Raw genomic sequence first — 15904 nt, 5'->3', positions numbered from 1 at the left:
GGTCAGAACACGGACTCCCCTCCATCGGAGGGAAGGACGACGCCGTTGATGTTCACGCTGTCGTCGCTGAGCAGGAAGGTGATGGAGGCGGCGAGAGCTTCGGGGACGGCGATGGGGACATCCGCGGTGTGGCTGTTGACCCGCTCTTGCCCGAACTGGTTCGTGCGAGTGGGGCGCATGCCGGTGAGGGTGCCGCCCGGAGCGACGCTGTTGGTGCGGATGCCGTAGGGCTCGTACATGAACGCGGTGCTCTTGGTGATTCCCACGACAGCGTTCTTCGACGCGGTGTAGGCCAGACCGGCTGCGGACCCGCGCAGCGCCGCCTCGGAGGCGATGTTCACGATGGAACCGGCGCCTGCCTCGATCATGAACGGGAGGACGGCGCGGGTGAGGCGGATCAGCCCGAACACGTTGACGTTGAAGACTCGCTCCAGGATGGTGTCGTCCACTTCGTGGAGGGGGCTGAAATCGTCGAGAAGACCGGCAACGTTGGCCAGGGCGTCGACACGACCTGCTGCGGTGTCGATGATCGCCGCGATTCCCGGCGCCGTGGTGATGTCTCCCACGACGGGGCGGAGGTCGTGGTCGCTGAGTTCGCGCTGCAGGGCGGTGAGCGGTTCTGCGGAGATGTCGACGGCGACCACGGTGCCGCCCTCGCGGGCGACCCTGGAGGCGACCGCGCGGCCGATTCCGGATGCCGCCCCGGTGACGATCACCGTTTTTCCGTCGAATCGTCCGGGGGTGATCCGCTCCGCCCAGGCGAGCCCTGCGGCGTCTGCGTCGGCGGGGATCCGTCCCCCGTTGGCTTGGCTGACGAGCGTGTCGAGGAGACCGGCGGGCGCGTTGGGTGAAGAGGCGATCAACCGGCCGAGCGGTACTTTGCGCAGGACGCGCAGGGCGTGCTCGTCCATCCCGGCTTGCTCAGCGATGCCCCGCACGATCTGCGCGCCGACAGGGTGGTGCAGCCACGCGTCGATGGTGCTGTTTCCGGTCAGGGTGAGGTCATCGCTCACGCGGGGACTCCTTCGTGTTCGGTGTCTGCCGGGCTGAGGATGATCGTCGCGGACCCGTGCCGTGCGGATGTTGCGGTGATGGTGACGAAACCTCGTTGGTCGCTGCCGCGGACGATGGCCAAGGCGCGGCCGCGGTGGGTGCTGTGCTGGTCGTCGGTGAACGATTCGGTGGTGGCTGCTGCGCCGGTGCCGAGCGCGGCGAGAGTGCCGGCGCCGTCGACGGTGACGGTGACCGTGTCGTTGGTGCTCATATCGACGGTGCCGTTCTCGTCTGCCAGCTCGATCCACACGTGGGCCAGATCGTCCGGCCCCTGCAGCGCCGTGGTTTCCGGGCGGAGTCGGAGGGTGGGGGTGCCCGCGGATCGGAGGGTGCTCCGTCCGGTTTCCGCGCCGTCGCGGTAGCCGATCGCGACCAGTTCGCCCGGTTCGTACTGGGTGCGGAATCGTGTCACGAACCCGACCCGTTCGCCGGCCTTCTTGCGGCCGAGGGACCGGTCGTTGAGCAGAACCTCGACCTCGTCGTCCGCGGAGTACACCTCGATCTGCGCCTGCCCGGCCAGTGCCCGCCACGACCAGCTGGGGACTGCGTCGGACGTGCGCCAGGGTGTCCTGTTGGCTCGTTGCCCGGAGGTGCCGAGCGGTCGGACGGCGATGCCGGGCGTGGTTGCGGTGCCCCAGACCGCCTGGGCGAGGAGCGCCGGTGCGCCGGGCAGCCCGGTGATGTCGAACGCGCCGGGGCCTGCGGTGAGGGCGGGGTAGGGCTTGTTGATGCTGCCGGGCTCTGACCCATAGCTCCACGTGCCGATGCCGGATTCGCCGAGGTAGTCCCACCCCGTCCACATGAAGTCACCGATCACCCCGGGCACCGTGGTGACCCGTTTCCAGATCGCAGGCAGGTCGCCGGGCATGGATTCGCTGCCGACGATCACCCGGTTCGGGTAGCGCTTCCGGTCGGCGGCGTACCGCCCGTACGCGTAGTTGTAGCCGGCGACATCGACCGTGCCGAAGGCGCCTCGGCTGGCTTTGTCGGCGGCGGGTAGGCGGGCGGCGAGTTCCATGACACGGCCGAGCTTCGCGGTGAGCATGTTCGCCGCGGTGCTGGTCGCTTCCTTCTTGTCTTTGGCTTCCTTCTTCTCGCCCAGGTACTGCTCCCGTTCGAACGGGGACGATCCGCGGCTGGACATCAGGTTCAGCAGCAGGTTCACGGCAAGTGTCGTTGGTCGGGTCGGGTCGTTCTGTGCGAAGTATCGGTGGATGGCGTGCGCCGCGTCGATGCCGTCCTGGGTGGCGGTCTCGGCGATCTCGTTCCCGATCGAGTACATGATCACCGAAGGACGGTTGCGGTCCTTCTGGATCATCGCTGCGGCATCTGCCGGCCAGACGTCGGCGAACTGGTCGGCGGTGTCGTGGTGGGTCTTGTGCTTGAGCCACACGTCGGTGAGCTCGTCCATCACGTACAACCCGATTTCGTCGCAGGCGTCCAGGAACGCGCGCGAGAGTGGGTTGTGGGAGCTGCGGATGGCGTTGTACCCGGCCGCTTTGAGGATCCGGGCCCGCCGGCTTTCTGAGGCGGCGAACGTTGCGGCACCGAGGATGCCGCTGTCGTGATGCACGCACGCGCCGCGCAGAAGTTCTGTGGCGCCGTTGATGCGCAGCCCGCGCCGTGCGTCCACCGTGACAGTGCGCAGACCGGTGCGCAGCTGCTCCTGGTCGACCGGGTCCCCGTCGACGGCGATGCTGGCCCGGACCTCGTACAGGTGCGGGGAGTCAGCTGACCACAGGCGGGGGGTGGGAATCGTGACCGGGATGCTGAACACTCCGCCGGTCGCGGTAGCCGCATGCTCGCGGACAACCCGCTCGCCGTCATAGGAGAACTCCGCTGATGCCGTCGCGCCGGACGGAAGCTCGCCCTCGACGCGGATGGTGACATCGACGGTCGCGTCGCCGCTGATGGAGCGGGTGACCACGTGCACCCCGTCGGGGGCGATCCGCACCGGGCCGGCCGATTCCAGCCACACGGGCCGGTAGATGCCCGAGCCGGAGTACCACCGACTGTTGGGCACCCGGGTGTTGTCGACGAGCACGTCGATGAGTGCCGTCTCGCCCGGGGCGACCCCGGTCAGCGGTGCAGTGAATTCCCGGTAGCCGCTGTTGCAGCGGGCAACCTCGCGGCCGTTGACGAGCACCCGGGTGTCGCCGTACACGCCTTCGAAGAACAGCGAGTAGGTGCGCTGCGTCGCATCCGCCGGCGCGGTCCAGGATCTGGCGTACACGTAGGAGCCGCCCGGGAAGTACCCGCCGTGGTTGCCGGTCTCCGCGTCGGCGGTCCGGGTCTCGAGGATCATGGCGTCGTGCGGAAGCCGCACTGAGGCCGAGGTGTCATTGTCCGTACGGCGGAAGGTCCACCCGTCGGTGAATAAGGTGCGGGCGCTCATACGGGGATCTCCGTCCGGTCGAGGGTCGCCTCATGGGGGGCGATCGCGGCGTGCAGATCGCGGCTGATCTCGCTGGTGTCGCCGCCGGGGAAACGTTCCAGGACGGCACTGAGCGGCATCGCGGCCAGGTGGGAGCCGGCCGCGTCGATTGGGACGCCGGGGAAGTAGATCTTGAAGACCTCGACAACCTGCGCCCACACGTCCGGGTCGGCGGCGATCTCTTTCAACGGGGTGTCCATGGTGAACGGTGCCCGCTGGCCGTATCCGACCGGTGCGGGGTACCGCCATGCGTGGGTTCCCGCGGTGACCTCTTCGGTGGCGCCGTCCGGGTGCAGCGGGAGGACGACAGTTGCGGCTGCGCCCTCCGGGATGGTCACGTCAAGGACGACCTCGCCGTCTTTGACTTGCCAGCTCACCTCGGCGCGCCCCAGCGGGGTGATGTGGCTGGTCCGCGCCCACATGAGTGCCCCACCGGGCTGGGGGGCGATCAGGATGCGTTTCCATCCGGGCTCGAGTTTGGACAGCCCGCCGACGACGCGGTGCAGCCAGCTGGCCACCGCGCCGAGCGCGTAGTGGTTGAGGGAGGTCATTCCGGTGGCGTTGACCGTCCCGTCGGGCAGCACCGAGTCCCACCGCTCCCAGATGGTGGTCGCCCCCATGATGACCGGGTACAGGAAGGAGGGGCACTGCTGCTCGAGGAGCAGCTTGTAGGCCGCGTCCAGGTGACCGGTGCTGCTGAGCGCGTCGGAGACCAGCGGGGTGCCGGCGAACCCGGTGGAGATCGTGTAGCCGGTCGCTTCGACGATCTCGGCGAGACGTTCGCCGGCTTTCTGTTTCTGCGTGTCGGTGAGGATGTCGAACACGATCGCGAGGGCGTAGGCGGTGGCGGATTCGTTGACGACACGGCCGGATGCGGTGACGTATTCGCGGTGGAACGCGGTGAGCACCCGGTCGTGGAGTGCCGCGAAATGCTCCGCGTCCTCGGTGTGACCGAGCAGTCGTGCCGTCTGAGTCATCTCTCGGGTGGTTTTGCACAGGTACGCGTTGGCGACCAGGTACCGGTCGGTCTTTCCGCCGGCAGGGTTGTTGGCGGGTGCGTCCGGGTCCAGCCAGTCCCCGAACTGGAATCCGTCGCTCCACAGCCCACTGTCGTCGAGGAGGCCTTCGACTTGGCGGATGAAGGTGGCCATGGATTCGTAGCTGGCGCGGAGGATGTCCAGGTCGGCGTACTCCTGGTACAGCTCCCAGGGCAGGCTGACCGCGACGTCGCTCCACACCGATGTGGGTGAGGAGGAGGTGGGGAGCACATCGGGGACGACCCAAGGCACGTCGCCGGAGGCGAACTGTTCCGCGGCGAGGTCCTGCAGCCAGGAGGTCAGGATCCCGCGGGTGTCGTAGAGGTAGTTCGCGGTGGGTGCGAACGCGTTCAGGTCGCCCGTCCAGCCGAGGCGTTCGTCGCGCTGCGGGCAGTCGGTGGGGACGCTGACGAAGTTGCCGCGCATCGCCCACACCGTGTTCTCGTGCAGTTTCGACACCAGCGGATCGGATGTGTCGAACCACCCGGTTCGGGTCATGTCGGTGTGCACCACGACCGCCCGGATCGCGTCCGGTTGCAGGTCGCCGGGCCACCCGCCGATCTGGACGTACCGGAACCCGTGGAAGGTGAACTGCGGCTCCCACGCCTCCTGCCCGGTCCCGGCCAGGATGAACGTGTCCGTCGCTGCTGCCTGTCGGAGGGTCTCTGCCTCGAGCTCACCGGCGGGGGTGAGCAGTTCGGCGTGACGCAACGTGATGGTCGTGCCCGCCGGACCGTCGACCGTCAATCGCACCCACCCGGACAGCAGCTGCCCGAAATCGATGATGCTCGCCCCGGAGGGGGTGGTGGAGATCGTCACCGGCGCGAGCTCTTCGATGCGACGCACCGGTGGCGCGCTGGTCACTTGCAGGGTGTCCAGATCCCACGGCACCAGTACAGCCGGCGACCAGTTGTCGACGGTGAATCCGGGACGGTCCCACCCGGCCGGTTCGAGGCGTGCGTCGAAGGTCTCGCCGGCGTAGATGCCGTTCTCGCGGACTGCTCCCTGCCCGACGTGGAAGCTGTCGTCGCTGCCGATGACTTCGACGCGGTCGGGGTAGTGGAGGGTGATTTCGGTCCACAGCGCTGGCCGGTCGATGTAGTTCTCCCGGTTCAGTTCCCAGGTGAGCGGGCCGACCGCCCACCCCTCGCCCACGATCGCGGCGAACGTGTTCGCGCCCTGCTCGATCAGGTCCGTGATGTCGTACTCGCTAACGTGCACCCGGTGCGTGTAGGAGGTCCACCCGGGAGCGAGCACCTCGTCGCCAATCCGGGAGCCATTCAGCCGGGGCACCACGATGCCCAGCGCCGTCACCTTGACTGTCGCGCGCACCAGGTCCGCAGCGACCGGGAAGTCACGGCGGAAGTACACGGCGGGGCCGGCGGGTGTGTAGTCGGCGGTGCTGATAAATGCGGGCGTGGTCATCGACCGGATCTCTTTCGGTGGGAGGGCGTGCGGGGCACGCCGTGCGGGTCAGTCGGCGACGGTGACGCGGGCGCGAGCGATGTTGAACACGCGGGCGTGCGGGTCGACGGTGTCGTCGTTGCCGGTCTGGGCAGTGACCCGGGCGGCGATGAAGTACGTGCCGGGCTGGTCGAACGTGGTGGATCGCTCAACCGTCACCGACACGGCGGGCTGGACGTCGAACGGGTCCGTGAGTGTGCCGGCGCCGGTCAGGTCGGTGGCCACCTGCACGATCATTCCCGCCCCGGTTGCTGCGGTCGCCTCGATGCGCACCTGGACGGGCTCTCCGGGGCGAACGGTTGCGTGGGCGGATCCGTTGGCGGTCACGGTGACGACCGGTTGCACGCCGCCACGGTTCGGGTCGGTGTCCGAGACCAGGACCTGTCCGTCGAGGATCTCGTAGGCGGTGTTGTCCGCCGGTTCGATTCCCTGCTCGACCCAGGCGCTGAGCTGACGGAGCGCAGCTTGCAGGACGGGGACGTAGGTGATGGTGTGGGTCTCGTGTTCCTGGATGCCGCTTTCGTCTCCGTGCAGGGCGTTGTCGGTGTACCACAGGCGGAACCGGTCATCGACGGTATCGCCCAGGAAGGCGCTCACCTGTGTGCGGTACCAGTCCGCCTGCCACGGGAATGCTTCACGGTCCAGCAGCGAGGCCACGACGATCATCTTGCCGCTGATGTGGCCGGTCTGGACGGTGCCGGCTGCGGCGGAGGCGAACAGCGGGCCGAGCAGCATCTGCCGTTGCGGAGCCTGGGGCGTTCCGTCCTCGTGACGGAACTGGTCCCAGACGGGGTAGCCGTCGGCGGGGACCTGGTGGCGGTGGTAGGTCTGGGCGGCGAGGAAGCTGGAGTTGTCCAGCAGCACCTCATCGCCCACGCGGAGCGCGTCGAGCACCTGACCGGGCTCGATGCGCACCGTGTCGCCGTCCACGGCGGACAGCCGAAGGGTGGCCCCCGCCGCCTCCCCGGTCAGGACGTGCAGTTCGGCCCCGAGCGCCCACCCGGACGGTGCGTCACTCAGACGCACGCCGGTCACGGCGGAGGTGCCGGCGGTGGTTGCTTTGAAAGATTCGTCCACCCCGCCGGAGGGCCGATCTTCGGCACTGCCTGTCTCGGTGAGCAGGTCCGTGATGCGAGTGTGCAGCCGGATCCGGTCCTTGTGCACCGAGGCGGCAGGGTCCGCGCCGAGGTATCCGTCGACAGTCCAGAAGTCATCGGCGTAGCTGGGGTCGGCCATCATGATGCCGGGGTAGAGCACGCTGAACGCGTGCATCCCCATGCTCTGCCAGCCGAACCACGACTTGACGGGGAAGCCCATCCGGGACACTTCCTCGAACGCGGCTCGTTCCTCGTCGGACAGGTCCAGCGTCGCCGGGTCCCCGCCGACGTCGTACGCGTTCACGATCGCGGGGAATTTGTCGCGCAGGATGCGTTGCGCGTGCATGCGGACGGCGAACACGTTGGGGACGGCCATCGGGCTGCCGATGACGTAGGGCACGAACCCGTCCCACACGTTCTGGGTGTTCTCGGACGCACCGATGGTGCGGTACCCGCCGCCGCTGCCGCCGTACAGGTAGCCGTAGATCCGCTGCGGACCGAACACCTGCGCGGCGATCTGCCGGGACAGGCGGGCCGCGGCCGCGTTGGCCCGGTAGGCGCCGATGGTCGGGTCGCCCCCCGCCATCGGGGTGGCGACGCTCGGTCCGCCGCCGTTGGTCTCCACGAAGTACCCGCCGCTGGCGATCGTGAACGGCACCGGGTTCTCGTTCCGGCTCTCGTCCTGGGCGAGGTTCTCGCTTTGCGGGACCGGCGTGACGTGCTGGAAGAACCGACCCTCGAACTGCCCCGCGGGCGGCAGGTACAGCGAGAAGCGGGTCTCGTTGTCGTGGAAGCCGCCGTGCACGTACCGGTGGCGGACGGGCCAGTCCCGCTCTTCATCGATGTCGACGTACGGCTGCTGGAACGCGTCATCCTCGGCGTCGGGGCTCCAGCTGACACCCGTCAGCGACGCTGCGGCGGTGATCGTCATGAGTCGGACGCTTTCGGCGAGGAGGAAGACGGTGTGGACGTGTCCGCGTCGGTGTCGGCCGCGACCGGCTCCGGAGCGAACTTGGTGCCGTGCTCACCCTCCACCGCGGGTGCGTCGATGTCCGGGTCCCCGGCGAGCACCACCGCGAGCTCCTCGGTGATGGTGGGCAGCATCTGCTCGAACTTGCGGTAGGGCCGCATGACCAGGATCACGCCGACCCACAGGACGGCCGGCACCACACCGGCCACCACGACGATGCCGGTGATCGCCGAGCTGGGCTGCTCGGCGAGGGCCGCGTCATACCCGGTGAGTCCGAGGACCACACCGGTCAGGCCCGCGCCGATGCCGTTTCCGAGTCGCTGAGCGAACGCGGTGATCGCACCCATGGTGCTCTCGATGCGGCGCCGTCCGGACCACTGGTTGTAGGTGGCGTTGTCGAGGATCAGCACCTGCGCCAGGAACGTGACCGGCAGGATGCCCAGGCTGGACAGGATCGAGGCGAGGAAGACGAGCAGCAGGTTCCCACCGGCGAAGATCATCACGATGCCGCCGAGGACACCGGCGATGGCGCCGAAGGTGATGGTTCGGCTGGCGCCGATCTTCTTCATCAGCCACGGGAAGATCAGCAGCGACGGCAGCACCAGCAACGGGATGAGGGCCACGACGCTCATCAGCGCGATGTCCCCGACCAGGTACTTGAAGTAGTAGATCAACACGCCGGTGCCGCTGGCCACGGTGGAGACGAACGTGATTCCGGCGACGATCCAGATGTACTTGTTCGACTTCAGGACATCGATGATGTCGCGGAAAGTGACCTTGGGGACGTCGGCCGCTTCGGTCTGGTACTTCTCCTTCACGAAAATGAACCGGCCCAAGCCGATCACCGCCATCGGGACGGCGATGAACAGGATCATCATCGACCACGCCGGCGCGCTGGTACCCGCCTGTGCGATCAGGATCGGCAGGGCGACGTTGAATGCGACCACGGCCAGGACGGTGAAGAAGCCGGTGCGGCTGGCGACCTTGGCGTACACCACGCGGCCGCGGAAGGCCCGTGCCAGGTACAGCACGTCGTTCGCGCCGAGGAGGGACGTGAAGACCACGTTTGCGAAGAACAGCGCGACGAAGACCCAGACGGCCTTGCCGACGTCGTTCATGTCGGGGGTGGAGAACAGCATCCAGGTCGCGGCCCACACGCCGACGATGGACAGCTCGTACGGGCGCGCCTTGCCCCACCGGGTCTCGGGTGAGCGGTCGACGATCCACCCGGCGATGATGACCGCGACGGCCTCGAGGACCTTGCTCAGCAACGCGAGCACACCCAGCAGGGCGGCGTTCAACCCGAGCACGTCGGTGCCGTAGAACACGACATAGCTGAGGACGATCACGTTCACGGCGCCCGAAGCGCCGGTGGTCGTCCACGCGAGGGTGGCACCGGCGGAGAGCCGTTCAGGGGAGTTCTTCTTCGCAGCCCGCCGAGCGGCGCGATCTGTTGTTGCACTGGACATCTTTGTCATCAACTTCCTTCGTTGGAGGACGTTCACCGCAGTGGGGCCGGGTCGGTGAACGAGGAGAATGCGGGTCGTGAAAACTGAGTAAACCACAAGGTTCAACCGTGGGCAAGCATCTGATCGGGGAATTTGCAGGTTGAATCCTGGTCATCGCTCTGCTTCCGGGCTACGGTGAGAGCATGACTACGGCAGCCACTGCGAAGCGCGGACCCTACGCGCCGACGCGCAAGCGACGGGAAGCCATCGCCGCGGCTGTGCTCGAACTGGTGGACGAGATCGGTCACGAATGCGTCACCACGGCGCTGGTCTCGAAGCGCTCAGGCGTCGGCGAGACCACCGTGCTGTACCACTTCCCCACGAAGGATCACCTGCTCGTGGCCGCCCTCGAGCGCATTGAAGACACCCAAGCCGAGGAGTCGGGGGCGTACGAGGAAGACACGATCCTGGATGCGGAAGCGTTCGGCGCGCTGGCCACTGTCGATCTGGACGATCGCCGGAACCGTCTTTTTCTCATGCTCCGAGGGCAAGCGGCCACACCAGACCATCCCGCGGCCGCTCACTTCGCCCAGCGCACGGCACGCCAGATCGACCTGTTTGCGCGGCTCATCGTCCATAGTCAGAGAGTCGGACGCGCCCATCCAGGGCTGGACCCGGTCACCACTGCCCGGCAAGTGATCGCGGTGTGGGACGGACTGACGCAGGTCTGGATGTCGGACCCGACCTTCGATGTGGCGCCGGTCCTCATCGACGCCATTCAGCGACTCACCGGCCAGAACCTGATGGAAATCCAGGCGATGCTCAGCGCTACCAGCAACTCGCTGCGGTCCTAGCGCCGGAGGGATTGCGGAACTCTTCTCATTCTCCGTCCGACCGGGTTGAGCCGCTGTGCAGTAGCTGAACAGCGAGCTGGGTCGAACCGCATCACCAGGTGCTGGCGACGATGCGGGCGGCGACCCAACCGGTGGGTGTGTGCGCGTAGGTGATGTGCAGTTGCAACGGCCAAGTTCCGGTGGCGCCCCAGATCGTGGCGTGGGTGTGCGACCGGGCGGTGAGGGTGACGTCGTCTCCGCGGACATCGGTGCTGATGTCGACGTTGCGGATGGAGTGATAGGTCATCTGCCCGCTCGCGATGTCGTCGAGCCACTCAGCATTGGGCTGCAGGTAGCCGGTCATGTGTGTGAGGGTGAAGTTTTCTGCTAACAGACCCCGGAGCGCGTCGACGTCGGCGCCGACCACGGCGTCGCACTGTTCCCGGTAGTTGCGGGTGATCTCGTCGACGATCTCCGCGTCCTGACTGTTCATGCGGTGGCGATGCCGGTGAGGTGCTCCAGCTCGGCGCGGACCACGGCTGGTTCGTCCGCTACCGGCTGATTGTCCTGGTCGCCGGGGCCGTCCAGCTCGACGTCTGGGGTGAGGCCAGCGAACAGCGGTTCCAGGTCGGTCTGCGCAGGTCCGCGCTCGGCCACCAGCTCGAGCGTCTTGCCTGCGGCGGCCGGTGAGGTGAGTGCGGCCACGAGGACGTCGGCGATTTGGGACCGGGCGATGACACCGTCCGACGCGTTTCCAGCGCGCCGGGTGTCTCCTTGTAGGAAGTGGAGCTGGTGTTGATCGGCGTCGTTGTAGTCGAACCATCCGGGGCGCACGATCGTGTACGGGTGTCCGCTGGCTCGGACGAGTCGTTCAGCGCGACGCTTCCAATCGTGCGCTTTCGAGGACCGGTTGTAGGAGCCGTCGCGGACGGTGACGCCGATGGCGGTCATCAGAGCGACCCGCACCTGCTCGCCTCCGATCGCGGTCAGGACGTTGCGGACGCCGCCGTAGTCGACGTCACGGTAGCCGGCCTCACCGCCGTGGGTGCCGTGGGTGAAGATGACCGCGTCGATCCCGTCGACAGCGGGGCCGAGGGTGGACTGATCGGTCAAGTCTCCCGTGACGGTGTCCACCCCGGGAGTGGAGGCCTCTCCGGGGGTACGGCTGAGGATGCGCACGCGGTGCCCGGCGCGGGTGGCGGCGGTCGTGACGTGCCGGCCGATGCTGCCGGTTCCGCCGACGAGGAGGATGGTGAGAGGGGTGGTGCTCATGGGGTGCCTTTCGGGGCGGTTCAGGACTGGGCGGCGTTCTTGATTTTCGCGAGGGCGTCCATGAAGCCCTCCGAGCAACCGGATGCGCCCGCGAGTCGGTCGATCTGGAGTGTGTCGATGTCGCGGCCGATGATCTCCCCGGGCAGCGCGGCAGCGAACCGCTGCTGATACTCGAGAGAGACGGGGTCATCGGCGGGGGTGGTGATCTGCACCTCGGTGACGGCGTCGTCGCGGAGGGTGAGGGTCACGTCATGGTGTGAGGGAAGCGACCCGTACCATCCGGTCGCGTCGTAGCTGCCGTCCTGGTAGTCGCTCACCGCGTCCGCTTCTCCCGTCATCGAGGGGGTGGGTGTTTCGGGGGCGGCGCAGGAGGCGAGAGCCGCGCCAAGAAGCGCCACCCCCACTGCTGCGCTGCTCCGACCCGTTATGGAAGACATGTGCACTGGCGATCAGCGGCGGCGGGCGGCGGGCTGCAGTTCGTGGGTGCCGTAACTGTTGTCGTCGGGGTTGATGGTTACGCCCGGGGCGACGAGCGCGTCGATCTGGTCGAGGATCTCCGTCGAGAGAGTGCGCTCGGCGGCGGGAAGGTATGACTCGAGCTGCTCCATCGTGCGCGGGCCGACGATCGCGGCCGTGACACCGGGGTGGTTGATCGCGACCGCGATCGCCATCTCGATCAGCGTCATGTCGTTCTTCTCGGCCAGCTGAGCCAGGTTCTCCACGACATCGAGCTTGCGCTGATTGGCGGGGCTGCTCATGTCGAAGCGTGCGCTTGGGCGGGCCGAGGAGGCCGGCTTGCCCGCGGCGTCTTTCCGCCATTTCCCGGACAGCCACCCGCCGGAGAGGGGACTGTAGGTGAGCGCGCCCATCCCGTACCGCTGAGTGGTGGGGAGGATGTCCTCCTCGATGCCGCGGACGAGGATCGAGTACGGCGGCTGCTCCGTGACGAACCGCTCCAGGTTCCGGGCGCGTGACGCCCACTGCGCTTCGACGATCTGCGACCCGGAGAACGACGACGATCCGATGTAGCGGACCTTCCCCTGGTGGACGAGGTCGCTGAGCGCGCCGAGGGTCTCCTCGATGTCGACCGCGGGGTCGGGGCGGTGCACCTGGTAGAGGTCGATCCAGTCGGTGCCGAGGCGTCGCAGAGAGTTCTCCACCTCCTGGATGATCCACCGACGGGATCCGCCGCGGTGGTTGGGGTTGTCGCCCATGGGCATGAAGAACTTAGTGGCGAGGAACACGTCGTCGCGGCGTCCAGCGAGCGCTTTGCCGGTGATCTCTTCGGAGACACCGTTCGAGTAGACGTCGGCGGTGTCGACGAAGTTGATGCCGGCGTCCAGGGCGCGGTGGATGATGCGGATGCTGTCTGCTTCGTCCTGGTTGCCCCAGGGGCCGAACATCATGGTGCCGAGGCACAGGGGGCTGACCTGGACGCCGGTGCGTCCGAGGGGGCGGTAGTCCATCAGGGGTTCTCCTTCTCGGTGTCCGGTGTCACGCTTCGGGGATCTGGCGGGCGAAGTACGCGTCGCTGGGCTGGTCGGGGTCCGGGCCGCCGCGGACGCCGGTGTCGAGCGCGTCGATCCGGGCGATCTGCTCCTCGCTCAGCTCGAAGTCGAACACGTCGAAGTTCTCGGCGATGCGGGTCGGGTTGGTGGATTTGGGGATCACCGACCGGCCTTCCTGGGTCCCCCAGCGCAGCATGACCTGTGCGGGGCTCTTTCCGTGTGCCGCGGCGATCTCGGCGATCGAGGGGTCCTGCATGACGCTGCGACGTTCGTCACCCCACGGGCCGGGGTAGAAGGTGATCCCGCCGATCGGTGACCACGCCTGGGTGAGGATGCCGTGCGCGCTGTCGGCGCGCTGGACGTCGGGCTGCGAGAAGTACGGGTGCAGCTCCACCTGATTCACCGCCGGAACGATGTCCGTTTCGGCGAGCAGCCGTTCGAGGTGGTGGGGCATGAAGTTGCTGACTCCGATCGCGCGGACTTTTCCGTCAGCGAGGAGGGTCTCGAGCGCTTTGTACGCGGCGATGGTGTTCTCGAACCGGGTGGGGATGGGCTGGTGCAGGATCAGCAGGTCGAGGGTGTCGACGCCGAGCTTGCCGGTCGCCTTTTCGAACGCGTGGAGGGTCTGGTCGTAGCCGTAGTCGGTGACCCACACCTTGGTCTCGAGGAACACGTCGTCCCGATCCACGCCCGAGCGGCGCAGGCCTTCACCGACCTGGCGTTCATTGCCGTATGCGGCTGCGGTGTCGATGTGCCGGTACCCCGTGCGGAGAGCCGCTTCGACGGCGGCGGCGGTCTCTTCGGGGTCGCTTTGGAAGACGCCGAGTCCGATGGTGGGGAGGGTGACGCCGTTGTTCAGCGTGAGATTCATGATGGGTCCTTCTTCGGTCAGCGGGAAGCGGTGCAGGGAGAGGAGGGGTCAGGCGTCGGCGGTGTCGCTGAAGACCTTCTTGGCGACGGTGACGGCGCTCATCGCGCGGGGCCAGCCGGCGTAGAACGCGAGGTGGATGATGGCCTCTATCAGTTCGTCTTGGGTGAGGCCGTTCTCCTGCGCGATGCGGAGGTGGCCGACGAGTTGTTCGGTCGAGCCGTTGGCGATGAGGGTCGCGACGGTGATCAGGCTGCGGTCGCGGGGTGCCAGGCCGGGTCGCTTCCAGATGTCTCCGAACAGGACATCGTCGGTGAGTTCGACGAGTTTGGGAGCGAAGTCGCCGATAGCGCGCTGCGCGGGGGTGGGTTCAGGCATGAACGTCCTTTCGTGTGGTGCTGCCGGTCAGGCGTGTCGCGGAGCTTTTGACAGCGGGAATGTCTCGCGCGCCCGTGGTGGTGGCGGTGGTGTGGGTTCGGCGGAGTGCTGCGGATGCGGGAGCGATGAGGGCGAGGACGATCACCAGGCTCACGAACAGGAAGATGCTTCCAGCGGTGAGTGCAGCGCCGGCCTCCGTGGTAATCGTGGCCGCGACATCCCCTGTGCTTCCCGAGGCCGCGGCACCGGCGACGGCGACGAGGATGCCGAGGCCGAGGGATGACCCGACCTGGTGGAACGTGTTCACGACGCCGGACGCAGCGCCGGCATCGGTCGCGGTGGCCCCGGTGATGCCGAAGGTGGTCATCGGCGCGAACGCGAGACCCTGGCCTGCGCCGATCAGCAGCATGGGGAGGGCGACCGCGGTCAGGTAGGTGCTGTCCGGTCCGATTCGGCTGAGCCAGAACATCCCGGCGAGGGTGAGCGTCACACCGACGATGAGGAGGACGGTGTTGCCGAGCCGGGCCGTGAGGCGAGGGATCCCGATCGCGACGGCGAAGTTAACCAGCGTCATCGGCAGGAATGCGAGCCCCGCTTGCAAGGGGGTGAAGCCGAGCGCTTCCTGCAGGTACTGGCTGGTGAAGAAGAAGAATCCGATCATCGCGCCGAGATACAGCAGCCGGGTCAGGTATGCGCCGGTGCGGAATCGGCTGGCAAACAGACGCAACGGCATGATCGGCTGTGCCGCGCGGGACTCGGCGACGATGAACACCGTCAAGATGACGGCAGCGGAGACGAACCCGATGACGGTGGCGGGGTCGGCCCAGCCGTTCTCGGCCGCGTTCAGGATCGCGAACACCAAGGATCCGACGCCGAGCGTGGAGGTGATGGCTCCGGTGATGTCGAACCGGCCGGGGAGAGCGGGGGTGCGGGGCAGGAAACGGGGTGCGAGGATCAGCATCGCCAGCCCGATGGGGACGTTGATGAAGAACCCGGCGCGCCAGGAGAACCAGGACGCCATCGCTCCGCCGACGACCAGCCCGAGGCTGGCACCGATTCCGGCGGTCGCGGAGTACCACGCCACCGCACGGGACCGTTCCGTGCCTTGGAAGGTCGCGGTGATCAGCGAGAGGGCGGAGGGGGCGACGATCGCTGCGCCGATGCCTTGGATGGCGCGGGCGGTGATCAGCCACCATCCTGCCGGGGAGAGTGCGATCAGCAGTGACGCGACGGAGAAGACGATGAGGCCGAAGATGAACACGGGTTTGCGTCCGAGGATGTCACCGGCGCGGGCACCGAGGAGTAGCAGGCCTCCGAAGACGAGAGTGTAGGCGTTCTGCACCCAGGCGAGTTCCGTGCCGGTCAGCTGCAGGTCTGCTTGCAGGCTGGGTAGCGCGGTGAAGATCACGGAGTTGTCGAGCAGGATCATGAAGTAGCTGACGAGGATGATCGTCAGAATCGCGCCCTTATGGAGCGGGGTGCTGTGCCGCGGTGTGGTGCGGATCGCACCGGAGGTCGAGGTCATCGGTTTCCTTCCCACCT

13 protein-coding genes are annotated in these 15904 nt (G+C 67.4%); 1 reads left to right on the top strand and 12 read right to left on the bottom strand.

Annotated features, from left to right (window positions below; translation table 11 throughout):
- Positions 1-2: 2 nt before the first annotated feature.
- The 5 genes from JOD63_RS14905 to JOD63_RS14885 all read right to left on the bottom strand — a co-directional run bounded on the left by JOD63_RS14905 (position 3) and on the right by JOD63_RS14885 (position 9524).
- Positions 3-1013 carry an SDR family NAD(P)-dependent oxidoreductase gene (locus tag JOD63_RS14905; RefSeq protein WP_045276571.1) on the bottom strand — a complete coding sequence of 337 codons (1011 nt, stop codon included), beginning with the start codon at positions 1011-1013 and terminating at the stop codon, positions 3-5.
- A complete protein-coding gene (locus JOD63_RS14900; RefSeq protein ID WP_211088134.1) occupies positions 1010-3358 on the bottom strand; it encodes a glycoside hydrolase family 2 TIM barrel-domain containing protein in 2349 nt (782 codons plus the stop codon). Before JOD63_RS14900 ends, JOD63_RS14905 begins: the two co-directional genes overlap by 4 nt.
- 86 nt (positions 3359-3444) lie before the next feature.
- Positions 3445-5949, bottom strand: a complete 2505-nt coding sequence (locus JOD63_RS14895; protein WP_045276573.1) for a family 78 glycoside hydrolase catalytic domain — start codon at positions 5947-5949, stop codon at positions 3445-3447.
- 48 nt (positions 5950-5997) lie between these two features.
- Complete coding sequence (locus JOD63_RS14890; protein ID WP_045276574.1) at positions 5998-8016, bottom strand: hypothetical protein; 2019 nt, start codon at positions 8014-8016, stop codon at positions 5998-6000.
- Positions 8013-9524: an MFS transporter gene (locus JOD63_RS14885; protein WP_045276575.1), complete on the bottom strand. Its 1512-nt coding sequence runs from the start codon at positions 9522-9524 to the stop codon at positions 8013-8015. Before JOD63_RS14885 ends, JOD63_RS14890 begins: the two co-directional genes overlap by 4 nt.
- A 182-nt stretch (positions 9525-9706) precedes the next feature.
- Here JOD63_RS14885 and JOD63_RS14880 point away from each other — a divergent pair, with 182 nt between their 5' ends.
- Positions 9707-10357, top strand: a complete 651-nt coding sequence (locus tag JOD63_RS14880) for a TetR/AcrR family transcriptional regulator (protein ID WP_045276576.1) — start codon at positions 9707-9709, stop codon at positions 10355-10357.
- Positions 10358-10448: 91 nt separating this feature from the next.
- Here JOD63_RS14880 and JOD63_RS14875 read toward each other — a convergent pair whose 3' ends face one another.
- From JOD63_RS14875 to JOD63_RS14845, 7 genes are all read right to left on the bottom strand, one after another.
- Positions 10449-10829 carry a nuclear transport factor 2 family protein gene (locus JOD63_RS14875; RefSeq protein WP_045276577.1) on the bottom strand — a complete coding sequence of 127 codons (381 nt, stop codon included), beginning with the start codon at positions 10827-10829 and terminating at the stop codon, positions 10449-10451.
- Positions 10826-11608: an SDR family oxidoreductase gene (locus JOD63_RS14870; RefSeq protein WP_045276578.1), complete on the bottom strand. Its 783-nt coding sequence runs from the start codon at positions 11606-11608 to the stop codon at positions 10826-10828. The genes JOD63_RS14875 and JOD63_RS14870 overlap by 4 nt, the downstream gene beginning before the upstream one ends.
- A gap of 20 nt (positions 11609-11628) precedes the next feature.
- The gene (locus tag JOD63_RS14865; protein ID WP_211088133.1) at positions 11629-11925 is read right to left on the bottom strand and encodes a hypothetical protein; all 297 of its coding nucleotides are present in this window, start codon (positions 11923-11925) and stop codon (positions 11629-11631) included.
- Positions 11926-12057: 132 nt separating this feature from the next.
- Entirely contained in the window at positions 12058-13074 is a 1017-nt protein-coding gene (locus JOD63_RS14860; RefSeq protein ID WP_045276580.1) for an aldo/keto reductase, read from the bottom strand.
- Positions 13075-13102: 28 nt separating this feature from the next.
- Complete coding sequence (locus tag JOD63_RS14855; protein WP_045276581.1) at positions 13103-13987, bottom strand: aldo/keto reductase; 885 nt, start codon at positions 13985-13987, stop codon at positions 13103-13105.
- Positions 13988-14035: 48 nt separating this feature from the next.
- A complete protein-coding gene (locus JOD63_RS14850) occupies positions 14036-14362 on the bottom strand; it encodes a carboxymuconolactone decarboxylase family protein (RefSeq protein WP_045276582.1) in 327 nt (108 codons plus the stop codon).
- Positions 14355-15887 carry an MFS transporter gene (locus JOD63_RS14845; RefSeq protein WP_084613654.1) on the bottom strand — a complete coding sequence of 511 codons (1533 nt, stop codon included), beginning with the start codon at positions 15885-15887 and terminating at the stop codon, positions 14355-14357. Before JOD63_RS14845 ends, JOD63_RS14850 begins: the two co-directional genes overlap by 8 nt.
- Positions 15888-15904 lie beyond the last annotated feature (17 nt).

Source organism: Microbacterium terrae (assembly GCF_017831975.1).
Lineage (GTDB): Bacteria > Actinomycetota > Actinomycetes > Actinomycetales > Microbacteriaceae > Microbacterium > Microbacterium terrae.
This window is presented reverse-complemented; position numbering and strand designations above follow the sequence as displayed.